We start from the raw sequence: 22605 nt of genomic DNA on the forward strand, positions 1-22605 counted from the left end.
GAGGATGTCTATACCGGCATGAAATGCTGAAAAAATGACCGTTTTTCGTGGGCATCCACCAGCAGATATGCATCCGGTAGATAATCATTGCTGAAATTGGTCTAAATGCTTCCCACCCTGTAAATCCGCTGTTTATTTCCGAAAGTTATAACAAATTCTTTTTTGTTCATTTGAAAGCTGATAACGCCTGTTTACTATCGTTTGGACATCCATACTGCTAAACAGCCATGCGCGAAACGGATAAAGAATAAGAATGATCGTACTCAGGAATATTTCGAAGGTTTTTGACAACGGAAAGGTCGCGCTGACTGCCGTTGATAACGTCAATTTGACGATAGAGCAGGGACAAATTTACGGAATTATCGGCTACAGCGGAGCCGGGAAAAGCACGCTGATTCGTCTGCTGAACGGCCTGGAAAAACCCAGCGCCGGAAGCGTCACCATTAACGGACAGGATATCTCTGCTGCAAAGGGTGAAGCGCTGCGCCAGGCGCGCCTGAAAATCAGCATGGTGTTCCAGCACTTCAACCTGCTGTGGTCGCGCACGGTGAGCGAGAATATCGCTTTCTCGATGCAAATCGCCGGTGTGCCAAAAGCCAGCATCAAGGCGCGCGTCGCCGAGCTGGTGGAGCTGGTTGGCCTGAAGGGGCGCGAGAATGCGTACCCGTCCCAGCTGAGCGGCGGGCAAAAGCAGCGCGTCGGCATTGCGCGCGCTTTGGCTAACAGCCCTGACGTGCTGCTCTGCGATGAAGCTACCTCGGCGCTCGACCCGCAGACCACCGATCAGATCCTCGATCTGCTGCTGGATATTAACCGCCGCTTCAGGCTGACCATCGTGCTGATCACCCACGAGATGCACGTGGTACGCAAAATCTGCGACCGCGTGGCGGTGATGGAGAACGGTAAAGTGGTGGAGGAGGGCGACGTGCTGAGCGTTTTTACCCATCCGCAGCAGCCGATTACGCAGCAGTTTGTCCGCCAGGTGAGCCAGTACGCTGAGGAAGAAACCTTCAATACCGAACTGGCAAACGATCTGGAAGGCACGGTCATCAGGCTGACCTTCACCGGGCACAGCACCCATAAGCCGATCGTGGGTGAACTGACCCTGCGCTACGGCCTGCCGTTTAACATCCTGCACGGGAAAATGACGCAAACCGCCCACGGGGTGTTTGGTCAGCTCTGGGTGCACGTGGTGGCATCCGATGAACAACTGAACAATATCCTCGCCGACCTGCAGCACAGCGATATTGAAGGCGAGGTAATTAAACATGGCTGAGAATCTCTTTCCGCATCTCAAGTGGGATCAGCTCTGGGCGGCGACGCTGGAGACGCTGTACATGACCGCGCTGTCCGGCGTAGCGACGTTTGTGCTGGGCATCGTGCTGGGGCTGGCGCTGTTTTTAACCGCGCGCGGCGGGTTGTTCCACAACCGCACGGTCTACAGCGTGATTTCGATTGTGGTGAACGTGTTCCGCTCTATTCCGTTCATCATTTTGATTGTCCTGCTGATCCCGTTCACCAAGACCGTCGTCGGCACCATTCTTGGCGCCAACGCGGCGCTGCCGGCGCTGATTGTGGGTGCCGCACCGTTCTACGCACGCCTGGTGGAGATCGCCCTGCGTGAAGTGGATAAAGGCGTCATCGAAGCAACGCGCTCGATGGGCGCACGACTGAGCACGTTAGTGTTTCGGGTTTTACTGCCGGAATCATCACCCGCACTGGTATCGGGTATTACGGTGACGCTGATTGCGCTGGTGAGCTACAGCGCAATGGCGGGGGTGATTGGCGCCGGCGGTTTGGGAAATCTGGCTTATCTGGAAGGATTCCAGCGCAACCATGGTGACGTCACGCTGGTGGCAACGGTGACCATTCTGATCATCGTTTTCATTATCCAGTTCTGCGGCGATGTCATTACTTCACTGTTAGATAAACGCTAATAAATACACACAGGAACCACATCATGAAAAAAACACTGACACTGATCGCCGCCGCAACCCTGAGCGCCCTGAGCTTCGCCTCCTGGGCCGACACCCTGACCGTGGGCGCATCCAACACGCCGCACGCCGAAATTCTGGAGCAGGCTAAGCCGATTCTGGCGAAGCAGGGTATCGACCTGGAGATTAAACCGTTCCAGGACTACATTCTGCCGAACACCGCGCTGGCGGGTCATGACATCGACGCGAACTATTTCCAGCACATTCCTTACCTGAACAGCGTGCTGAAGGATCATGCGGGCGATAAAGACTACGATTTCGTCAGTGCGGGCGCGATCCACATTGAGCCAATCGGCATCTACTCCAAAAAATACAAGTCGCTGAAAGACCTGCCGGAAGGTGGCAAGATCATCATGCGTGACGCGGTTTCTGAAGAGGGGCGTATTCTCTCTATCTTCGAGAAAGAGGGCGTGATCAAGCTGAAGCCGGGCATCGATAAAGTGACCGCGCGCATCAGCGACATCGTTGAGAACCCGAAAAAGCTGAAGTTCACGCCGAACGTGGAAGCCTCTCTGCTGCCGCAGATGTATAACAACAACGAAGGTGATGCGGTGGTGATTAACGCCAACTACGCGATTGACGCCGGTCTGGATCCGGTTCACGACCCGATTGCGGTAGAGAGCGGTGAAAACAACCCGTACGCCAACATCATTACCGTGCATCGCGGTGACGAGAAGAAGAAAGATATCGTTGCCCTGGTGAACGTGCTGCACTCGAAAGAGATTCAGGACTGGATCCGCACCAAGTACAAAGGCGCGGTCATCCCAGTAAACAACTAATTTACTGATTTTACAGATGAAGCCCGGCGAGTCTCTCGCCGGGCTTCTTTTTTGTATCCGGCAGGAGAATCATTTAAGCTCAACGTTTAACAGGCAATGGAGTGATGACGATGGGTAACGTGACCAAAGATGAAGCGCTGTACCAGGAAATGTGCCGGGTGGTCGGGAAAGTGGTGCTTGAGATGCGTGATTTAGGGCAGGAGCCAAAGCATATTGTCATTGCCGGAGTCCTGCGTACCGCGCTGGCGAACCAGCGCGTTAAGCGCAGTGAATTGACAACCGAAGCGATGGAAACGGTGGTTAAAGCGCTGGCCGGGTAATGCGCCAGCGTTTCGCAAGCTGTTCGAGCGAGCAGCAGAGCAGGTAGTAGACCACGCCCGTAAAGATAAAAATGGCCGCCGGGTAGATTTGCACCCGGTTGTTGACCTGTCCCGCCACCGTGGTCAGCTCCGGGACGTTCACGATAAACGCCAGCGACGTATCCTTCAGCAGGCTGATAAAAATCCCCACCAGCGACGGCAGAGTGTTCCTCAACGCCTGCGGCAGCAGCACCCGCCACAGGGTTTGCTGCGTGCTGAATCCCTGTGACAGTGCGGCTTCGTACTGCCCGGTCGGCAGCGCGTTAAGCCCGGCCAGCACCGAGTGCATCACCGTTGCCGCGGTAAACCAGGCCAGGGCCAGCGTGACGGTGAGCGCTCCCGGCAGATCGCCCCCGGTCATAAGCGGCAGCAGATACCACATCCAGAAAATCACGAAGATGAGCGGGATGCCGCGGATCAGCTCTGCCCATAAAAAGAGGGCCTTTCGCACGAGCCCGGTAAAGCGCCAGGCCAGACACGCGAGCACTATCCCACCGGGCAGGGCGATGACGGCGGCCCCGGCAGCCATCATCAACGACAGCAATACGCCCCCCGGTTCACCCGTTGCCGCGCGTCCCCACAGCAGATAGTCGAGGTTATCGGTGATGACGTTAAGTCCGGCAATCATGTTTTTCACTCCCTGTGGTGGCGACGCCTGGGCGTTTACGTTTCGCGTCAGGCCCGATGCGAATCAGCACCATCCCCATGGCCAGGCCGGTCAGCAGATAGAGTGCGGTTCCGAGGGTAAACGCCTCCAGCGCGTGCGCGTTATAGCTCTCGATCTGCCTGACCTGATAGGTCAGCTCGGCAAAGCCAATCCCGCTCGCGAGCGAGGAGAGCTTCATCAGATTTAGGTACTGGCCCACGACCGGCTGCCAGGCGTTGGCCAGGCCCTGCGGCAGAAGGATGTAACGAAACAGGCGCCACGCGGAGAATCCCTGCGCGAGCGCTGCCTCCCGCTGTCCGGCAGGCACGGAACGTAACCCCGACTCCACCTCTTCGATTAAAAACGCCGAGGTAAAGACGCCCAACCCCCAGGCAGAACATAAAAATTCGGGCGTAAACCACCAGACGTTACCGGGCAGAATTGACCAGCTGTGATCCGCATTCACCGCGTCGCGGAACGCCTGCGGTAGCCCGTTCCAGGCGGCAAAATACCAGAACAACAGCTGCACCAGCAGAGGCGTATTGCGAAACAGCGACACCCAGCTGCTGACGACCGCGTTCCCGGGGCGTCCGCCGGAAAGGCGCAGGAGCATAAAGAGCAGTGCGAGCAGGCTGGCCAGCAGCATCCCGGCAAGCGTGACCCACAGGGTGGTGAGGAATCCGGAGAGTATCCACTGCAGAGGCTGTCCGGTCAGTACCCCCTGCCAGTCGAGCGCGGGCATTACAGATGCTCCTGATGCAGCGGGTTGAGCACCTTCTGCAGGAACCGCTGCGCGCGCGGATGCGACGGCTGGCTGAAAAACTGCGCCGGGGGCGCGGTTTCCAGAATTTGCCCGCCGTCGATAAAGACAATCCGGTCGGCAATTTCCCGGGCAAACTGCATCTCGTGGGTCACCACGATCATCGTGATCCCGCTGTGGGCGAGGGCTTTCATCACGTACAGCACTTCACCAATCATCTCCGGATCCAGCGCGGAGGTGGGTTCATCGAACAGAATGATTTGCGGTGAGGAGGCCAGGGCGCGGGCAATCGCGACGCGCTGCTGCTGTCCACCGGAAAGTTCTGCCGGGAAATGGTGGGCTTTTTCCAGCATCCCGACCTTCTCCAGCAGGGCCAGCGCGCGCTCCCGGGCAGGCTGCGGCTTCCAGCCGTGAACCTGCTCCAGCGCCAGGGTGATGTTCTGGCTTGCGGTGAGGTGGGCGTAAAGATTGAACTGCTGAAACACAAATCCCACGCGGCTGCGCAGCTGGCGCAGCCCTCTACCGGAGAGCTTTGCGGTAGGCTTGTTGTCGACCAGAATCTCTCCGCCGCTCAGGGTTTCAAGCTGGTTGATGAGGCGGATCAGGGTGGATTTACCGGAACCCGAAGGGCCGAGGATGGCGACCACTTCACCGGGCGTGATGGTGAGGTTAATGTCGTTTAAAACCTGATGGTCACCGTAGCGTTTGTCCACGTGACGAAACTCGACGCTGGCCTGTTCCAGATGTGAAAAATCCGCGGCACCGGCCGCGGAGTGTGAAAATAAACCTGAGAGCATAATTATCTGGCTTCTATTTTAAAGGCGCGAGGCTGTGGGGAAGGCGTGTTTGGGCCAAACCAGACATCGTAGATTTTTGCTGCCTGACCGTTCTTCTCGAGGTTAACCAGCTCGTCGTTAACGGTCTTCAGCAGCGCCGTTTCACCTTTCTTCACCCCAACGCCAATCTCTTCTTTACTGAGCAGGTCGGGCAGGATTTTAAAGTTCGCTTTATCCGGCGCCTGCGCCAGCAGACCGGCCAGAATGGTGCTGTCCTGGGTGATGGCCTGTACGTTACCGTTGCGCAGTGCCGTCAGCGCCAGCGGAATATCGTCATAAGAGAGCACGCGTGACTGTGGGAAACGCTGGTGCAGCGCCTGCTCGCCCGTCGTTCCTTTGACCGCGCCAATACGCGCCCGGCTGTAGTCATCAAGCTTGTCCGGTGATTTCGCCGGCACGAGGAACTGCTGGCCGGTGACAAAGTAAGGCGTCGAGAAATCAATCACCTGCGCGCGTTCCGGGGTGATAGTGATATCCGCCACGATCAGGTCGGCTTTTCCGGACTGCAGCAGCGGAATACGGTTAGCCGGATTGGTGGCAACCAGTTCAAGCTTCACGCCGAGCGATTTTGCCAGCGCTTTGGCGAAGTCCACGTCATAGCCCACGATCTCGTGCGTTTTGGCATCAATAGAGCCAAACGGCGGGTTGGCGTCAAACGTGGCCACTTTCACCACGCCTGCGGCCTTAATATCCGCCAGCTGATCGGCCTGTGCCTGCGCTGAAAGCAGGCTGCCCGCCGCCAGTAATCCCAGAACCAGTGTCCGTTTGGTAAACCCTTTCATGTTTGCTGCCATAGTCATTCGCCATCCCGTTGTTTTTGTTTTACCCCGCTACGCTCCCATAAGCGAAAGCTATCGCCAAATAAGAAATCGTTCTTTGCTATGAGCAAAAAAGCATTAGTGAACAAGGTGTTAATGAAGAGTGAAAAGAACGGGAGGCTATTTGCAGATCCTGCACATCGACAGTGGATTTTGGTATTTCCCCCGCGCGGCATTTGAGTGCTTAACTGAGGTCAGACACGGCAAGAGAGGGTAAGACGATGAAAAAATGGATCAGCACGTTACGGCGGTTTTTTGCGACCCGACCAGTGAATGCGGAGAACAGCGCGCAACGTGTTCTTGAGTCAATCCTGCCTGTCGCCAGCCTGTATGGCGTTGACGTTGCCAACATTGACCCGGAGTGGTTCCATGATAAAACGTCACGCTGAACTGCGCCGCACGCGCGAAACGTACTGGAACGAGGTGTGCGTGACGTTTAACGAGTGAAATAAAAAAGCACCGGTTTCCCGGTGCTTTTTTATTAGATCTTGCAGGCGTCGCCGCAGTCGTCGTCGGCGACAATCGCCTGCGCTTTTTTGTCTGCATCGTCCAGACGTTCGGCATTACGCTCTTCGGCTTCATCCAGACCGTTAAAGACTAAGTTATCGAGATCAATTTCCATGTGGCACCTGCTCTGTTCAGTTTTTGATACTGGCACAGTATAGGGCAAAAAAAGCCAGCAATGTACCTCGCAGCACATAAGGATAATCCCTGCCATACTCAGTGCTTTATCGCTGAGGAGAGCACATGATTACACTCTGTAAAACCTGCGGAACCGCCTACGATGCCCGCCCGGACAGATGCCCAATTTGCGAGGATGAACGCCAGTACGTGCCCGCCACGGGCCAGGCATGGACCGATTTCGACACCGTCACCGCCAGCCATAGCAACAAATGGCAGCTGCTGGAGCCGCGGCTGTTTGGGATCAAAACGGTCCCCGCGTTTGCGATAAACCAGCGGGCGCTGTTCCTGCAAACGCCCCACGGCAATATCCTCTGGGACTGCATCGCCAACCTCGACCCCGCAACCAAAGCGCTCATTACCGCCCTCGGCGGCATCAGCGCGATAGCGATTTCACATCCGCACTATTACACCACGATGCAGGAGTGGGCTGCGGCGTTTGATGCGCCGGTGTACCTGCACGCCAGCGACAGAGAGTGGGTCATGCGCGACAGCCCGGACATTCATTTCTGGGAGGGGGATGCGCTGGAGATTTTCCCGTCGGTCACCTTGCTGCGTCTGGGCGGGCATTTTGCTGGTGGAACGGTGCTGCACTGGCAGGAGGGGGATGGGGTGTTGCTGGTGGGCGATATTCTGCAGGTCACGCCGGGTAAAGACGCCGTCTCGTTTATGTGGAGCTATCCGAATTATCTTCCGCTGCCGGCCCGCACCGTGACGTCGGTGGTGAATCATCTCGAAAGCAAAACCTTTGAACGTCTGTACGGCGCGTTCGAAGGGCAGAACATCCCGGCCTTCGCGGACGAGATTGTGCAGCGGTCGGGCCAGAAATATATTGCTTGTCTGAAGTAAACCACGATGGGTAAACTTTACGAGTGTGATCTCGATCATGCCTAAACTAAAACAGATAAAAGAGACATTGCTATGCAACATATCATTGAAGGTTTTCTCAGCTTTCAAAAAGAGATTTTCCCGCAACGTAAAGAACTCTTCCGCAGTTTAGCGTCCAGCCAGAATCCCAAAGCGCTGTTCATCTCATGCTCCGACAGCCGTCTGGTCCCGGAACTGGTCACCCAGCAAGAGCCAGGACAACTCTTTGTCATTCGTAATGCTGGCAACATCGTGCCGCCGTTCGGGCCGGAGCCTGGCGGCGTCTCCGCCACTATCGAATACGCCGTGGTGGCGCTGGGCGTCACGGATATCGTGATTTGCGGTCACTCCAACTGCGGGGCGATGAAGGCGATTGCCGATAACGCGAACCTGGAACCGATGCCTGCTGTGTCACACTGGCTGCGCTATTCCGACGCGGCGAAAGCCGTGGTAGAGAAGAAAACCTGGGATAAGCCGATCGATAAGGTCAATGCGATGGTGCAGGAGAACGTGTTTGCGCAGCTGAGCAACATTAAGACCCACCCGTCCGTCGCGGTGGGCCTGCGTAATAACTCCATCCGACTGCACGGCTGGGTGTACGACATTGAAAGCGGCAAAATCCTCGCCCTGGATAAAGCGACGAAAAGCTTCGTTTCGCTGTCTGAAAATCCGGAAGTCTTCTTCGAGTAATCCGCGACAGCAGGGCATGGAAGCCCTGTCAGTTCTCGATATACGGTAGTCTGCGCCGCGATCGCGACGCGGGTTTTTCCGCCGCCTTTGCCATTGCTTCCGCAATCTCTGCACACTCCGCCAGCCCCTGAACGAAGGGACGATCGTGCATCAGCCACGGTATCGCGCCGAAGGCAATGCGTCCGCGAACGGCGTCAGGCGCTTTTAAGGTGTAATCCTCACCGACGTCGGGAATCTCTTCGCCCGTGGCTTCCAGCTGTTTGCGCAGCGTCGGAAAGGGCAGATCTTTCGTTTTGAGCGGCTTCTGCCCGCGCGCATCAATAAACACGTCGAAACGGTAAACGGTCTCTTGTGTGGTGATTACCGTTCGATCGCTGCCAACGTCCAGCGCGTAATCGTCACCGAGCGTAGCCACGCTGATGATGTCGGCTTCGCGAAGCGCGAGCAGCCTGCGGATAGACTGCGGAGGGATGGCCGCATAGTTGTCGATAAATACGCGGGCGAGGCCTTGCTTAAAGCGCTCTCTGTCCCGTTCGTTGAGGTGGGGAACAATCTCCTGAACCACCTCATGCAGCCGAAGCACGGTATAGCGCCAGGCTACGGTGCGCCGCTCGCGTTTGTTCCGCTCCACCTCGTTGAGATTTTCTTCCGCCCAGGTAAAGGGGCCGTGCCGTTTACGATCCTCAAACCAGGCCTCACGAATGCTGTCCGCATTCTGCTTATGCAGGGATATTTTCTCACACCAAGTCGGGTCAGCGAGCTGAAGCTCTTTCACCATCAGGGTAAATATACGGTCGAGCAGGCCATCCGATCCTTTGGCGATCTCGTTTTCAACCACGAATTCGGTTAAGACCGACAGCGGTTCGTAAGGGATAGGGCAGTAAAAATCGGCTTCCGGCAGAATGCCCGTCCGGGACATCAGGACAATCTTCAACGCGTCGCTGCCTTTATCCAGCACGAATTTATCATCACGAAATTCACCGTGCTGCATCACTACCGCCATGGCCGCGTCGAGACCGCTTAACGATGTCCCCATAATACCGACGCGGCAGGGAGGAATACTGGCATCCATCAGACCGGACCAGGGGCTTGGGAAGAACGTGCGCGTGGCTTCGTCCTCGTCTGGCCAGACGTGGCCAGTTGCGATAACCGCAAGGTCGAAGCGTTCAGGAAAGGCGCTGTCGTTGACGGAAAGCGTGACCCCTTCTTTCGTGGACACGATATCGGTGACCTGGGCGGATTCATGGACATCAACCTGAAACCCCAGCTTTCTGGCCTCTTTCACGATTGAACGAAAGCTGTCGCGAAAATACTCGCCCAGCAGAAGCCGGGGCAGGAACTGCCGGTCATGCAAACGAGTTTTATCGACCTTAAAGCGCGCCAGATGAGCTTCGCTCTGATCCTTCAGCCAGTCGAAGTAGGTCATAAAAATGGGCGGGATTTCAATGCTCGCAATGTTCGCCAGCATCAGACGAGAGTTATCGTCGTCGTTATAGGGCATACCCACGCCAGCTTCATCGGCCTGTTCGAAAACGGAAACGGAGAGCGGCGTGCTGTTCTTAAGCAGGTGATAAAAGGTGTAAATCCCTGTGGGGCCGGAGCCGATAATCGCGATCTTCTTCATCAACACGTTTCCTGTGTTTTTCCATAGGAAAAGCGTAGCAGGAGAACAATGAAGAAAATAAGGGATTAGGAAAATTCAGGATATCAGAAGAGGATTTGCACCATTTCAGGACTGAAATGGTGCGTCCGAGTGGACTCGAACCACCGACCCCCACCATGTCAAGGTGGTGCTCTAACCAACTGAGCTACGGACGCAGAATGGTGCGTTCAATTGGACTCGAACCAACGACCCCCACCATGTCAAGGTGGTGCTCTAACCAACTGAGCTATGAACGCAACGTGTTGTCGGTGACAACGGGGACGAATATTAGCGGCACAGCACCGAGGTGGCAAGAGGGAAAATGCATTTTTCTCTCTGATTTCACGCGATTGCTTCATTACCGCGCAAAGTGAAGAGAAAGTAGCCGCCGGGCGGCGGCTACCGCGTCGTTAACGTGCCGCGCGCTGCAAAATGACCGTTGATGGCTGGCGTTGCAGGAAGCGCATTCGCATCATCATCATAATCGCCGCCGACGTCAGGCCGATGATAAAGCCCATCCAGAACCCTGCCGGACCCATGCGATCCACCACCAGATCGGTAAGCGCCAGGATATAGCCACACGGCAGACCCAGCACCCAGTAGGCGATGAAGGTGATAAAGAAGATGGAGCGCGTGTCTTTATATCCGCGCAGCACGCCGCTGCCAATCACCTGGATGGAGTCAGAGATCTGGTAAATCGCAGCCAGCAGCATCAGGTGCGATGCCAGCGTGACCACTTCCGGATTGTCGTTATAGAGCAGGGCAATCTGCTCGCGTAATGCAACGGTAAAGAGCGCCGTACAGACAGCCATGCAGACGCCGACGCCCAGCCCGGTCCGGGCGGCCGTTTGCGCATCCAGCGTTGAGCCCTGGCCCAGGCGGAAGCCGACGCGGATCGTGACCGCCGCCGCCAGCGACATCGGCAGGACGAACATCAGGGAGCTGAAGTTCAGCGCAATCTGGTGCCCGGCCACGTTCACAATGCCCAGCGGGGAGACCAGCAGGGCGACCACGGCAAACAGGGTCACCTCAAAGAACAGCGCGAGGGCGATAGGCAACCCTAACTGCACCAGACGCGTCATGATGTTCCAGTCCGGCGTGCTAAATCTGTTCTCGTTGCGAATATCGCGCATGGAACGGGCGCGTTTTACATAGGTGATCATCGCGAAAAACATCACCCAGTAAACGGCTGCCGTCGCCACGCCGCAGCCGACGCCGCCCAGCTCCGGCATCCCGAAATGACCGTAAATAAAGACATAGTTCACCGGAATGTTGACCAGCAGGCCGATAAAGCCCATCACCATTCCGGGCTTGGTTTTCGCCAGGCCTTCACACTGGTTACGCGCCACCTGGAAAAAGAGGTAGCCGGGCGCACCCCAGAGCAGGGCGCGCAGATAGCCCACGGCTTTATCAGCCAGTGCCGGGTCAATGTTATGCATAGCGCGAATGATGTGGCCCGCGTTCCAGAGCACGACCATGATCAGCACGGAAACAAACCCTGCCAGCCAGAAACCCTGACGAACCTGATGGGCAATGCGCTCGCGACGACCCGAGCCATTGAGCTGAGCGATAACCGGCGTGAGCGCGAGCAGCAGACCGTGGCCGAACAGGATGGCCGGAAGCCAGATTGACGTGCCGATAGCAACGGCCGCCATATCGGTGGCGCTATAGCCACCTGCCATTACCGTATCCACAAATCCCATTGCGGTCTGGGCCACTTGCGCGACGATCACTGGTATAGCCAGTGCCAATAGCTGGCGCGCTTCATTCATGTACTTCTGCACGTGAACACCTTTATTTTGTTGTTATTTGAGAGACTAAAAAAGCCGCCGAAACGGGCAGCAAGAAGAAAATGCAGGGGGGTGCCAGCTATTGTAGCGGGCTTTAGCTATTTATCTAGTGAAAAAATCGCCAGAAAATGCGCTCCGCTGGCAACCTCTTTTTCCAACTGTTATTGTGGTGGGATTAAACGGTGTCACCACCGTCCGGAAAAAACAGGAGTTGTAAGCATGTTTACTGGTATTGTGCAGGGCACCGCCAAAGTGGTGTCCATTGATGAAAAACCTAATTTCCGTACTCATGTTGTTGAGCTGCCGGAATATATGCTTGAGGGCATTGAAACAGGCGCGTCGATTGCTCATAACGGCTGCTGCCTGACCGTTACCGAAATTAACGGCAACCAGATTAGCTTTGATTTAATGAAAGAGACGCTGCGCATCACCAACCTTGGCGAGCTGGCGGTAGGAGATACCGTTAACGTTGAGCGGGCGGCGAAGTTCAGCGATGAGATTGGCGGCCACCTGATGTCCGGCCACATCATGACCACCGCTGAAGTGGCAAAAATCGTGACCTCGGAAAATAACCGTCAAATCTGGTTTAAAATGCAGGATCCTTCATTAATGAAATACATCCTCTATAAAGGATTTATTGGCATTGACGGGATTAGCCTGACGGTGGGTGAAGTGACGCCAACGCGTTTTTGCGTGCATTTAATTCCTGAAACGCTGCAGCGCACCACGCTGGGCGCCAAAAAACTGGGGCATCGCGTGAATATCGAAATCGATCCGCAAACCCAGGCGGTGGTGGATACGGTTGAGCGCGTGCTGGCAGCAAAAGAAGCGGCAATAATAAAGACCGTCGCAGAAGAAGAATAAAAAATAACCCCGGCTATCCGGGGTTATTTTTTAGCGTGCGACACGTAGTCCGTGTTCAATCCCACGGCTGAATACCACCTGCCAGAGCTGAATATCCCGTGCGCGAAACGCCCCCGCGCAGGCATTCAGATAATAGCTAAACATCCGCCTGAATCGTTCAGAATAGTTGTCCGCAATCTCGGGCCAGGTCTCCTGAAAACGCGCATGCCAGGCCATCAACGTGGTGTCGTAATCCGCGCCAAAGTTATGCCAGTCTTCCATCACGAAATGGGGTTCACTGGCGTTGGCAATCTGGCGGACGGACGGTAAACAGCCATTCGGAAAGATGTATTTGTTGATCCACGGGTCGACGTTATTGTCGGTCCGCTTAGAGCCGATGGTGTGCAGCAGGAAGATGCCGTCCGGTTTCAGATTCCGATCCACCACCTCAAAATAGGTAGCGTAGTTTTTCGGCCCGACGTGCTCGAACATGCCGACGGAAACGATCCGGTCAAACTGTTCGTTCAGGTCACGGTAATCCTGCAGCCGGATATCGACATCGAGGCCCTGGCAGCGTTCCCGCGCCATTTTTTGCTGTTCCGCTGAAATCGTGACGCCGACGACGCTGACGCCATAGTGCTTCGCCATAAAATACGCCAGCCCGCCCCAGCCGCAGCCGATATCCAGCACGCGCATTCCGGGCTGGAGCTGCAGCTTCTCGCTAATCAGACGCAGCTTGGCCTGCTGGGCCTCTTCAAGCGTCGACGCCTCTTTCCAGTAGGCGCAGGAGTACTGCATGAAAGGGTCCAGCATACGGCTGAACAGGTCGTTGCCAAGATCGTAGTGTTCTTTACCTACGATCCACGCGCGTTTTTTACTTTGCAGATTGAACAGTCGGGCAGAGGCGACGCGCAGGGTGTCTTTCAGATTGCGAGGGAGTTGATTTTCAAGACCGGCACGCAGCACGCTGGCGAAAAAGGTATCCAGACGTTCGCACTCCCACCAGCCGTCCATGTAGCTTTCTCCCAGGCCTAACGATCCCTCTCGCAGCACGCGTTTAAAAAAGTCGGGATGTTTAACCTGAGGATCGGATGGCGATGATCCATTGATAGTGATGCCTGCTCGACCTAACAGTTCACTGACGATCCGGGACCAGTTATCGTCCGGAACGCTGACTTCTTCTATACACGATGAACTCATAGCTTCTCCATCACCCTACTGTGATCAGAACCTTAAAACAGCGTAGACGCTTTTTTTGGTTTGTGAGAAATCTCACGGTAAATACCGCGAGGCTAGTATCCGACGTAGAACAGAGGAAGGGAGATAACCCTTGCCGAAATGCCTTCCATGGTAAAACGGGAGCACTCCGGCTCCCGTTAACACTTAATATTTATCGTATTTAATCGAACCAAATTTAGTATAGGCCTCAAAATTTGGTGATTCAATAGAAAATTCTTAGCAACCTAATCACTGAAAATTAACATGATTTCTGGCGCATTCAGGCATGTGACGTTTCAACCTGAGCACTCTTTTCATGCTCACGCTGCGCGGAGGCCTGCATGCGATAGCCCAACACCGCCAGCGCAACGGTCACCAGCATCACGCTGGTGGTGGTCAGGAGCGGCGTGGCAATCAGCGCCGAGACCACCAGGCTTGCCAGGAAGCACAGCCCCAGCTGCAGGGTGTTCTGCAGCGCGGCGGCGCGGCCTGTTGCCTGCGGGAAGGGACGCAGCGCCTGGGCTACAACGATAGGGTAAATCGCCCCGTTCGCGACGGCCATCACGCAGAATGGGATCAAAATTTCGGCCAGACCGGCACCCGGAATAAAGCCAACGGCCCAGGTCCCGATGACGCTCAGCGCATATAGCACCAGCAGCCACGGCAGCATCTGCTGACCTTCCCACTTTTGCAGCGCCGCGCGACAGCCGTACCCGCCTACCAGGAACGCGATGGTCTGCGGAACATAGCTCAGGCCGATGGCTGCCGGGCTGTAGCCCATATCGTGCAGAATGAACGGCGAGCCGGTGAGCCACGCGAAGAAGCTTGCCGAGCAGGCAGCATAGATCAGGACATTACCGCGATACGCTTTGGCGCTGAGCAGAGACGTGAAGGTAATCGGCTTCGCGTCAGCATGCGCTTCTTTTTTATGCGCGGGTTTGAGGGCGAACGCCGGCAGCATCAGTACCAGGGTAATGGCAAACAGCGTGGCGAAGATGGCCTGCCAGTCGAAATGCGCGAGGATCCAGCTGCCCAGCAGAGGGGCGAGGGCAGGCGAGAGACCCACAAGCGGCATAATGGTGGCGAAAATACGGTTTGTGCGGTTAGCCGGGTAATAGTCGGTGACCAGCGCCTGCCAGGTCACGGCCGCGGCACAGACGCCCACGGCCTGAATAAACCGCAGCACCAGCAGCCAGGTGGCATCGCGTACCCATAACATCCCCAGGCAGCCCACGGCAAAAATGGCCAGGCCCAGCAGCAGTACCGGTTTACGACCAAAGCGATCCGAGAGCGGTCCCCAGAGAAGCTGTGCGAAAGCAAAACCGGCGAGGAATAAACTCAGGCTGGCGCTGATGGCGGCAGCCGGGGTTTGCAAATCTTCCTGCATGGCGGCAAACGCCGGCAGGTACATATCGGTGGCCAAAAAGCCCAGCACGCTCAAGCCGCCGAGCCAGACTAAAAAACCGTTCCTGGGTTGCATTATTTTATTCTCCTGAGGAGGCAGGTATACATTGGCGCTGAGTGTAGGGAGTGCAAAGCCGCTTGTGAAACGCTAATATTTGGCGGGTGCATTCAAAAATTTTGCAGGCAGAAAATGTGGTCAGATTATTCTCTTGAAGTGGTCGATGCCGTTGCGCGTAACGGCAGCTTCAGCGGTGCGGCGCAGGAGCTGCACCGCGTCCCTTCGGCAATCAGCTACACGGTGCGTCAGCTTGAGGAGTGGCTGGCGGTTCCGCTGTTTGAACGGCGGCATCGTGATGTGGAATTAACGCCCGCAGGCGCGTGGTTTTTGAAGGAAGGGCGTTCTGTTATCAAAAAAATGCAGATCACCCGCGAACAGTGTCAGCAGATCGCTAACGGTTGGCGGGGACATCTTTCCATCGCGGTGGATAATATCGTTAAGCCGGAACGCACCCGGCAGATGATCGTCGATTTCTACCGTCATTTCTCTGACGTTGAGCTACGGGTCTCGCAGGAGGTGTTTAACGGCGTCTGGGATGCGCTGGCGGACGGCAGAGCAGAGATGGCGATTGGGGCTACGCAGGCGATCCCGGTCGGGGGACGTTACGCCTTTCGCGATATGGGAATGCTGAGCTGGAAATGCGTGGTGGCAAGCGACCATCCGCTGGCGGCGATGGAAGGGCCGCTGAGCGATGACACGCTGCGCAACTGGCCGTCGCTGGTGCTGGAGGATACGTCCCGTTCATTGCCCAAGCGTATCACCTGGCTTCTGGACAACCAGCGGCGGGTGGTGGCCCCTGACTGGGAATCGTCGGCGACGTGCCTCAGCGCCGGGCTGTGCGTCGCGATGGTGCCCGTTCATTTCGCGCGTCCGCGCATCGATACCGGAGAGTGGGTTGAGCTGACGCTGGAGAATCCGTTCCCGGATGCGGCCTGCTGCCTCACCTGGCAGCAAAATGACGTCTCGCCTGCGATGGCCTGGCTGCTGGATTATCTGGGAGACAGCGAAACGCTAAACCGGGAATGGTTACGGGAGCCAGCGTAGCTGGCCCCGTAAAGCGATTAACGACGGTAGTCGCGGAACGGACCGTCCGCTACGGAACGGCGTTCGATAAGACGCGGGTGAACTTCAATGGACTGCGACTCTTCGCGCTTGTTGACGATCCTGTCCATCAGCATGTTGAAGGCCGTTTCGCCCAGCGAATCTTTCGGCTGGTGAATGGTGGTCAGCGCCGGGGTGAAGAAGCGCGCGTTACGCACGTTGTCATAGCCAATCACGGAAATATCCTGCGGTACGCGCAGGCCCAGCTCGTCGGCAGCGCAGAGCGCGCCCATGGCCATGATGTCGCCTCCGCAGAACACGGCGGTCGGACGGTGCGGCTGGGAGACGATCTGCTGCATCGCGCGGTAGCCCGACTCCGGCTCAAAGTCGCCCTGCACAATCCAGTTTTCCGGCACGGTGATCAGCGCTTCTTCCATCGCTTTCATAAAACCGGCCAGACGGCCCGCGCCGGTGTTGCGCTCCAGCGGACCGGGGATCACGCCAATCTCGCGGTGGCCGCGTTCGATCAGATAACGACCGGCCATATAGCCGCCTTCAAAGGCGTTATCGATAACGGAATCGGTGAAGTCTGCGCGCGCTTCGCCCCAGTCCATCACCACCATCGGAATATGGCGATACTCTTCCAGCATCGACAGCACGGATTCCGGATACTCGGAACACATCACCAGCAGGCCATCAACGCGCTTTTGCGCCATCATCGACAGGTAGGCACGCTGTTTTTCAATGCTGTTCCACGCGTTGCCCAGAATCAGGGTATAGCCTTTCTGGAAGCAGTTCTTTTCGACCGCTTCAATGATCTCGGCAAAATAGGCCGCTTCACTGCTGGTCGCCAGCAATCCAATGGACTTGGTGTGATTAACCTTGAGGCTACGCGCAACCGCACTTGGCGAATAGTGCAGCTCTTTGATCGCTGCCCAGACGGCGTTGCGCGTCTCTTCCGCCACAAAGCGGGTTTTGTTAATTACATGTGATACGGTTGTAGTGGAAACGTTTGCGCGTTTTGCTACGTCTTTAATTGTTGCCATTAAATGTCACTCCAGACCATATCCTAAGCTCCTGAAAAACCTGAAGGTAAACGTTTGCCTTCTCTCACCCTTATCTCGCAATGTTGAATTGCGGCACGCCGGGAAAACGACACGGGACGTCAGGAGGGGGTCAATGGCCGGTACGCTAATAAATTTAGCGTGGAATTTTGTCCTATCTTGATGAAAAGGGGAAGAGGTAAAGTGGTTATCAGTATAAATCCAGGAAGATTTTTGACGTAATCTGTGCAAAAATGAGCAAGCTCACTTTTCGTGTGGGGATTAAAAGGAGAAAAATTGATGAGTTCCGATCTTAAGTTTTCGCTGTTCACCACCGTTGTTGTGCTGGCTCTGATTGTTGCGGCCGGTCTGACGGCTGCGCTGCACTGATTTACGCGGAGGGAGAGCCTTCTCCCTCCCGACTCCCCGGATTGTTACTTCTCTGGCAAAAATCTTTTGCCATTTTGTTAACTTCTCATTTTTTGTGATTGATGTCATGCTTTCCGCTTCTTTGTTCTGTGTCACCACATGACACGGCATCCGGAGTTGACGCATGAAAATCAATTTTCCCCTGCTGGCCCTGGCGATTGGCGCTTTTGGGATTGGCACCACTGAATTCTCCCCGATGGGGTTACTGCCTGTTATTGCCCGGGGCGTAGATGTCTCTATCCCTGCGGCAGGGATGTTAATCAGCGCCTACGCTATCGGCGTGATGGTAGGGGCGCCGCTAATGACGCTTCTTCTTTCGCACCGCGCGCGCCGCAATGCGCTGATTTTCCTGATGGCGATTTTCACCCTGGGCAACGTGCTTTCGGCCATTTCGCCGGACTACACCACATTGATGCTGTCGCGTATTCTGACCAGCCTTAACCACGGCGCGTTCTTTGGGCTGGGGTCGGTCGTGGCTGCCAGCGTGGTGCCAAAACACAAGCAGGCGAGCGCCGTGGCAACCATGTTTATGGGGCTGACGATTGCCAATATCGGCGGGGTGCCTGCGGCAACCTGGCTGGGAGAAGCGATCGGCTGGCGTATGTCCTTCCTGGCGACGGCCGGGCTGGGCGTGATTGCGATGGTGGCGCTGTTCTTCTCCCTGCCAAAGGGAAGCGCCGGAGAACGTCCGGAAGTGCGTAAAGAGCTGGCGGTGCTGATGCGTCCGCAGGTGCTCTCCGCACTGCTCACCACCGTGCTGGGGGCAGGGGCGATGTTTACCCTCTACACCTATATTTCACCGGTACTGCATGATATCACCCACGCAACGCCTCTCTTCGTTACCGCGATGCTGGTGCTGATTGGCGTGGGCTTCTCGATTGGCAACTATCTCGGCGGGAAATTTGCCGACCGTTCCGTGAGTGGGACGCTGAAGGGCTTCTTAACCCTGCTGATTGTCATCATGGTTGCCATTCCGTGGCTGGCGCGTAATGAGTTCGGGGCCGCGATTGCGATGGTCGTCTGGGGAGCCGCCACTTTCGCCGTGGTGCCGCCGCTGCAGATGCGCGTAATGCGTGTCGCGCACGAGGCGCCGGGACTTTCATCTTCCGTGAATATCGGTGCGTTTAACCTGGGTAATGCCCTGGGCGCCGCGGCCGGTGGGGCCGTGATTTCAGGTGGTCTGGGATACAGCTTTGTGCCGGTGATGGGGGCGATTATTGCCGCGCTCGGCCTGATGCTGGTGATGATGTCGGGGCGTAAACAGCCTGAAGCAGCCTGCGCTGCGGAATAAACAAAAACGCAGAAGGGCGAACCCTTCTGCGTGTCTCTTACGCGGCGAAGTTCTTCGCAACAAAGTCCCAGTTAACCAGTGCCCAGAAGTGCTCCAGGTAGTTCGGACGCGCGTTGCGGTAGTCAATGTAGTAAGCGTGTTCCCACACGTCCACGGTCATCAGCGGCTTAGCGCTGGTGGTCAGCGGGGTACCCGCATTAGAGGTGGATACGATAGCCAGTTTGCCATCCGCCTCTTTAACCAGCCACGTCCAGCCAGAACCGAAGTTCTTGATGGCTGCATCGGTAAATTTCGCTTTGAAATCCGCGAAGCTGCCAAATGCGGCGTTGATAGCGGTAGCCAGTTCACCGACAGGTTCACCGCCGGCATTCGGCGCCAGGCAGTGCCAGTAGAAGGTGTGGTTCCACACCTGAGCGGCGTTGTTAAAGACGCCACCCTCTGAGCTGCGGACGATCTCTTCCAGCGTTTTGCCTTCAAAATCGGTGCCCTTGATCAGATTGTTCAGGTTGGTGACGTACGTCTGGTGATGCTTGCCGTAGTGATATTCCAGGGTTTCCGCAGAAATGTGCGGTGCCAGGGCGTCTTTTGCATACGGTAGTGCAGGTAATTCGAACGACATTGCTTCTCTCCTTATTGTATTTTGTGTTGCCAATAACCACACAGATAACATGGACAGGATAGCAAATTGAAAGGGTATGCAAAAGAGGAACTTACCCTGCCACGGATGCGGCAGGGCAGGGGTTAGCGAATGGTTTTCGGCGTCATCACGCGACGCGCGCCGACGTAGTGGCGTACCCAGTAGTCTTCACTGAGAGAGGTGATCTGAATATCCTGGCCGCTACGTGGAGACTGGATGAATTTACCGTTACCGACATACACGCCGACGTGGTCAGCCGTGCCGCGACCCTGGGTGCGGAAGAACACCAGATCGCCGTTTTCCAGCTCACCGCGGTCAACCGGTGAGGCATCGCGCAGGTGGTACATCTCATTGGCGGTACGAGGAATGCGGAATTTGACCAGATCTTTATAGGCGTAATAGACGAGGCCGCTGCAGTCAAACCCGGTACGCGGCGAGCTGCCACCCCAGTGATAAGGTTTGCCAATCTGCCCCATCAGTTTGTTCATCGCGGTCTTTTGCGCTTTCTGTACGCGCACTTTATGCACTTCCGCTATTTTCGTGACCTTCGCGCATTTCGCCTTGTGGCTTTTACGCGTGATGCATTTTTCAGTAACGAGGTTAGCGGTGGTTTGCGAAGCTTTACTTTTAGCGGAGTGGGCAGTGCGGGAAGGTTTTGTTTTCGTCTTGCTGGAAGCGGTCTGTTTCGTCTGAGCCGGTGTTTTTTTCTTGTCGTTCTTAGCGGTGGTTTTTTTCTTACGTTCTGTGGCTTTCACCAGATGGTTTTTTTGTACAGCAGAATGCCGCGCCTGCTGAGAGGCGTTTGCCACTGGCGTGAAAGTGAGTGAAGTAAACAGTAAAGCACAGAGCGTGATCGAGATTTTATTTATCCGCGCCACTGGGCAGTCCCCTGATAAATGCAGGTCATCAATAATACCCGCGTGTGATTTACAAAGCCCGTCGATTCTAATCTATAAAAACCCAGAAAGTTAATAGCATTTTTCAATCTACAATCGTGTTTCGTTAGCAAGTGCAAAAAAATTCATCGTTCTGTCGCACATTTGCCCACTCCCTAAGCAAAACCCTGACCGCCGCAGGGGTAAACACCATTTGCAATGCAACTTTTCGTGACTCGGGGTAGAATGTATAAACGTGACAAAAATGTTATTTTCCGATGCCAGTCTGAACCGCTACAATGTCAGACGAATGCCGTAACAGAAGTTAAAGGAAGCAAGACATGAGCACCACTATTGAAAAAATCCAGCGCCAGATCGCTGAAAACCCGATTCTGCTGTATATGAAAGGTTCTCCGAAGCTGCCAAGCTGCGGCTTCTCCGCGCAAGCGGTTCAGGCGCTGTCAGCCTGTGGTGAGCGTTTTGCTTACGTCGATATCCTGCAGAACCCGGACATCCGCGCTGAGCTGCCTAAGTACGCTAACTGGCCGACTTTCCCACAGCTGTGGGTTGACGGTGAGCTGGTTGGCGGCTGCGATATCCTGATTGAAATGTATCAGCGCGGCGAACTGCAGCAGCTGATCAAAGAGACGGCGGCGAAGTACAAAACCGAAGAGCCGGACGCAGAGTAATTTTCTGCGCAAATAAAAAAGCGACCTTATCAGGTCGCTTTTTTTTATTCTTCGCTGTCGCCCATCGGCAGCGGCCAGCCGCCAAGACGCTTCCAGCGGTTGACGATCTCACAGAACAGCTCTGCGGTGCGCTCCGTGTCGTATAAAGCGGAATGCGCCTGCGTACCGTCAAAAGGTATACCCGCCGTGATGCAGGCTTTAGATAACACCGTTTGTCCCAGAGCCAGGCCGCTCAGCGCGGCGGTGTCGAAGGTCACAAAAGGATGGAAGGGGTTGCGTTTGAGCGCGGCGCGCTCCGCGGCGGCCATGGTAAAGCTGTGATCGAAGGTGGCGTTATGGGCCACCATGATGGCGCGGCTGCAGTTACTCTCTTTCATGCCTTTACGCACCATTTTAAAAATGGCGTGCAGCGCATCATATTCACTGACTGCGCCACGCAGCGGGTTGTGCGGGTCGATACCGTTAAACGCCAGCGCTTCCGGCTGTAGGTTTGCCCCTTCGAAAGGTTCAACGTGGAAATGCAGCGTGGTGTCCGGTGTAAGCCAGCCCTGTTCATCCATCTTCAGCGTGATGGCGGCAATTTCGAGCAGCGCATCGGTTTTAGCGTTAAATCCGGCTGTTTCAACATCAATGACAACGGGATAAAAACCACGAAAACGGTCGCACAGACCGCTAAATTGAGCGTTATCGGACATCAGGGTCTCTTACAAGGGGAAAAAGCAGAGCGCATTATGGCAAATTTTGCAGGGTGATGCAGTAAAACTACGGGCGCATGTTGCGCCCTGAGGGATCAGTTGCCCAGACCGCGACCCGCGTCTTTGGCTTCAATCAGCTCGATTTTGTAACCGTCCGGATCTTCCACGAACGCAATCACGGTGGTGCCACCTTTTACCGGGCCCGCTTCGCGCGTAACGTTACCGCCGTTGCTGCGAATGCGCTCACACGCTTCGGCCGCGTTGTCCACTTCCAGCGCGATGTGGCCGTAGGCGGTGCCCAGCTCATAGCTGTCTACGCCCCAGTTGTAGGTCAGCTCGATCACCGCTTCATCCGTTTCCGGGCCGTAACCCACGAACGCCAGCGAGTATTTGTATTCCGGGTTTTCGCTGGTGCGCAGCAGCTTCATGCCCAGGACGTTAGTGTAGAAATCAATGGAACGTTGCAGGTCGCCAACGCGCAGCATGGTGTGAAGTAGGCGCATAATTTCCTCATTAACCA

General features: G+C 55.7%; 26 protein-coding genes and 2 tRNA genes. 12 read left to right on the forward strand and 16 right to left on the reverse strand.

What is annotated here, in order from left to right; all coding sequences use genetic code 11:
• The first annotated feature begins 253 nt into the window (after nt 1-253).
• The 4 genes from ACZ6J2_RS00775 (at nt 254) to fumD (ending at nt 3093) form a co-directional block, all read left to right on the forward strand.
• Nucleotides 254-1276 (forward strand): methionine ABC transporter ATP-binding protein, encoded by a 1023-nt coding sequence (locus ACZ6J2_RS00775; protein WP_032657779.1) that lies wholly within the window; start codon nt 254-256, stop codon nt 1274-1276.
• Nucleotides 1269-1937 (forward strand): methionine ABC transporter permease, encoded by a 669-nt coding sequence (locus tag ACZ6J2_RS00780; protein ID WP_008500617.1) that lies wholly within the window; start codon nt 1269-1271, stop codon nt 1935-1937. The genes ACZ6J2_RS00775 and ACZ6J2_RS00780 overlap by 8 nt, the downstream gene beginning before the upstream one ends.
• Nucleotides 1938-1960: 23 nt before the next feature.
• A complete protein-coding gene (locus ACZ6J2_RS00785; protein ID WP_008500616.1) occupies nt 1961-2773 on the forward strand; it encodes a MetQ/NlpA family ABC transporter substrate-binding protein in 813 nt (270 codons plus the stop codon).
• 110 nt (nt 2774-2883) lie between these two features.
• Nucleotides 2884-3093, forward strand: coding sequence for a fumarate hydratase FumD (gene fumD / locus ACZ6J2_RS00790; protein ID WP_008500615.1), 210 nt, complete (start codon nt 2884-2886; stop codon nt 3091-3093).
• On the opposite strand, the gene ACZ6J2_RS00795 is transcribed toward fumD, so the two are convergent.
• Genes ACZ6J2_RS00795 through ACZ6J2_RS00810 form a run of 4 tightly spaced genes read right to left on the reverse strand, consistent with a single transcriptional unit; the run spans nt 3074 to nt 6168 of the window.
• On the reverse strand, nt 3074-3760 hold the full coding sequence (locus tag ACZ6J2_RS00795) for an amino acid ABC transporter permease (protein WP_471724508.1): 687 nt from the start codon (nt 3758-3760) through the stop codon (nt 3074-3076). The genes fumD and ACZ6J2_RS00795 overlap by 20 nt on opposite strands.
• Nucleotides 3744-4520: an amino acid ABC transporter permease gene (locus tag ACZ6J2_RS00800; RefSeq protein ID WP_471724509.1), complete on the reverse strand. Its 777-nt coding sequence runs from the start codon at nt 4518-4520 to the stop codon at nt 3744-3746. The genes ACZ6J2_RS00795 and ACZ6J2_RS00800 overlap by 17 nt, the downstream gene beginning before the upstream one ends.
• Complete coding sequence (locus ACZ6J2_RS00805; RefSeq protein ID WP_471724510.1) at nt 4520-5335, reverse strand: amino acid ABC transporter ATP-binding protein; 816 nt, start codon at nt 5333-5335, stop codon at nt 4520-4522. The genes ACZ6J2_RS00800 and ACZ6J2_RS00805 overlap by 1 nt, the downstream gene beginning before the upstream one ends.
• Before the next feature lie 2 nt (nt 5336-5337).
• Complete coding sequence (locus ACZ6J2_RS00810) at nt 5338-6168, reverse strand: ABC transporter substrate-binding protein (protein WP_471725046.1); 831 nt, start codon at nt 6166-6168, stop codon at nt 5338-5340.
• A gap of 245 nt (nt 6169-6413) precedes the next feature.
• Between ACZ6J2_RS00810 and ACZ6J2_RS00815 the strand changes: the two genes are divergently transcribed.
• Nucleotides 6414-6581, forward strand: a complete 168-nt coding sequence (locus tag ACZ6J2_RS00815; RefSeq protein ID WP_014831607.1) for a hypothetical protein — start codon at nt 6414-6416, stop codon at nt 6579-6581.
• A gap of 92 nt (nt 6582-6673) precedes the next feature.
• Here the strand turns inward: ACZ6J2_RS00815 and ACZ6J2_RS00820 are convergent, their stop codons facing one another.
• The gene (locus ACZ6J2_RS00820; protein WP_003857665.1) at nt 6674-6814 is read right to left on the reverse strand and encodes a hypothetical protein; all 141 of its coding nucleotides are present in this window, start codon (nt 6812-6814) and stop codon (nt 6674-6676) included.
• 125 nt (nt 6815-6939) lie between these two features.
• On the opposite strand from ACZ6J2_RS00820, the gene ACZ6J2_RS00825 reads away from it, so the two are divergent.
• Nucleotides 6940-7722, forward strand: coding sequence for an MBL fold metallo-hydrolase (locus ACZ6J2_RS00825; protein ID WP_471724512.1), 783 nt, complete (start codon nt 6940-6942; stop codon nt 7720-7722).
• Between the two features lie 72 nt (nt 7723-7794).
• On the forward strand, nt 7795-8430 hold the full coding sequence (locus tag ACZ6J2_RS00830; RefSeq protein WP_039262341.1) for a carbonic anhydrase: 636 nt from the start codon (nt 7795-7797) through the stop codon (nt 8428-8430).
• Between the two features lie 28 nt (nt 8431-8458).
• On the opposite strand, the gene ACZ6J2_RS00835 is transcribed toward ACZ6J2_RS00830, so the two are convergent.
• The 4 genes from ACZ6J2_RS00835 to mdtK form a co-directional block, all read right to left on the reverse strand.
• A complete protein-coding gene (locus ACZ6J2_RS00835) occupies nt 8459-10054 on the reverse strand; it encodes an FAD-NAD(P)-binding protein (protein ID WP_471724513.1) in 1596 nt (531 codons plus the stop codon).
• Between the two features lie 117 nt (nt 10055-10171).
• Nucleotides 10172-10248, reverse strand: a tRNA-Val gene (locus tag ACZ6J2_RS00840).
• A 4-nt stretch (nt 10249-10252) separates the two neighbouring features.
• A tRNA-Val gene (locus tag ACZ6J2_RS00845) sits at nt 10253-10329 on the reverse strand.
• Nucleotides 10330-10482: 153 nt separating this feature from the next.
• Entirely contained in the window at nt 10483-11856 is a 1374-nt protein-coding gene (gene mdtK / locus ACZ6J2_RS00850; RefSeq protein ID WP_471724515.1) for an MdtK family multidrug efflux MATE transporter, read from the reverse strand.
• A gap of 225 nt (nt 11857-12081) precedes the next feature.
• On the opposite strand from mdtK, the gene ACZ6J2_RS00855 reads away from it, so the two are divergent.
• Nucleotides 12082-12726, forward strand: coding sequence for a riboflavin synthase subunit alpha (locus tag ACZ6J2_RS00855; protein ID WP_471724516.1), 645 nt, complete (start codon nt 12082-12084; stop codon nt 12724-12726).
• A 30-nt stretch (nt 12727-12756) separates the two neighbouring features.
• On the opposite strand, the gene cfa is transcribed toward ACZ6J2_RS00855, so the two are convergent.
• Both cfa and punC read right to left on the reverse strand, forming a co-directional pair.
• A complete protein-coding gene (gene cfa, locus ACZ6J2_RS00860; RefSeq protein ID WP_023335428.1) occupies nt 12757-13905 on the reverse strand; it encodes a cyclopropane fatty acyl phospholipid synthase in 1149 nt (382 codons plus the stop codon).
• A 298-nt stretch (nt 13906-14203) separates the two neighbouring features.
• A complete protein-coding gene (gene punC, locus ACZ6J2_RS00865) occupies nt 14204-15403 on the reverse strand; it encodes a purine nucleoside transporter PunC (RefSeq protein ID WP_045887802.1) in 1200 nt (399 codons plus the stop codon).
• A 114-nt stretch (nt 15404-15517) separates the two neighbouring features.
• Here punC and punR point away from each other — a divergent pair, with 114 nt between their 5' ends.
• Nucleotides 15518-16429, forward strand: a complete 912-nt coding sequence (punR, locus tag ACZ6J2_RS00870; RefSeq protein WP_023311350.1) for a DNA-binding transcriptional activator PunR — start codon at nt 15518-15520, stop codon at nt 16427-16429.
• A gap of 17 nt (nt 16430-16446) precedes the next feature.
• On the opposite strand, the gene purR is transcribed toward punR, so the two are convergent.
• Complete coding sequence (gene purR / locus ACZ6J2_RS00875) at nt 16447-17472, reverse strand: HTH-type transcriptional repressor PurR (protein WP_010430302.1); 1026 nt, start codon at nt 17470-17472, stop codon at nt 16447-16449.
• 297 nt (nt 17473-17769) lie between these two features.
• Here purR and cydH point away from each other — a divergent pair, with 297 nt between their 5' ends.
• Entirely contained in the window at nt 17770-17859 is a 90-nt protein-coding gene (gene cydH / locus ACZ6J2_RS00880; RefSeq protein WP_008500596.1) for a cytochrome bd-I oxidase subunit CydH, read from the forward strand.
• Nucleotides 17860-18022: 163 nt separating this feature from the next.
• Nucleotides 18023-19189 (forward strand): MFS transporter, encoded by a 1167-nt coding sequence (locus ACZ6J2_RS00885; protein ID WP_471724517.1) that lies wholly within the window; start codon nt 18023-18025, stop codon nt 19187-19189.
• 37 nt (nt 19190-19226) lie between these two features.
• Here the strand turns inward: ACZ6J2_RS00885 and sodB are convergent, their stop codons facing one another.
• Nucleotides 19227-19808 carry a superoxide dismutase [Fe] gene (gene sodB / locus ACZ6J2_RS00890; protein ID WP_029739795.1) on the reverse strand — a complete coding sequence of 194 codons (582 nt, stop codon included), beginning with the start codon at nt 19806-19808 and terminating at the stop codon, nt 19227-19229.
• 122 nt (nt 19809-19930) lie between these two features.
• Entirely contained in the window at nt 19931-20704 is a 774-nt protein-coding gene (locus ACZ6J2_RS00895; protein ID WP_471724518.1) for a C40 family peptidase, read from the reverse strand.
• Nucleotides 20705-21042: 338 nt separating this feature from the next.
• On the opposite strand from ACZ6J2_RS00895, the gene grxD reads away from it, so the two are divergent.
• Entirely contained in the window at nt 21043-21390 is a 348-nt protein-coding gene (grxD, locus tag ACZ6J2_RS00900) for a monothiol glutaredoxin 4 (RefSeq protein WP_003832760.1), read from the forward strand.
• A 44-nt stretch (nt 21391-21434) separates the two neighbouring features.
• Here the strand turns inward: grxD and rnt are convergent, their stop codons facing one another.
• The gene (gene rnt, locus ACZ6J2_RS00905) at nt 21435-22085 is read right to left on the reverse strand and encodes a ribonuclease T (RefSeq protein WP_023311355.1); all 651 of its coding nucleotides are present in this window, start codon (nt 22083-22085) and stop codon (nt 21435-21437) included.
• Between the two features lie 95 nt (nt 22086-22180).
• Nucleotides 22181-22588, reverse strand: a complete 408-nt coding sequence (gene gloA / locus ACZ6J2_RS00910) for a lactoylglutathione lyase (protein WP_013096923.1) — start codon at nt 22586-22588, stop codon at nt 22181-22183.
• Nucleotides 22589-22605: the final 17 nt, after the last annotated feature.

This window comes from Enterobacter sp. E14S (genome assembly GCF_055666685.1).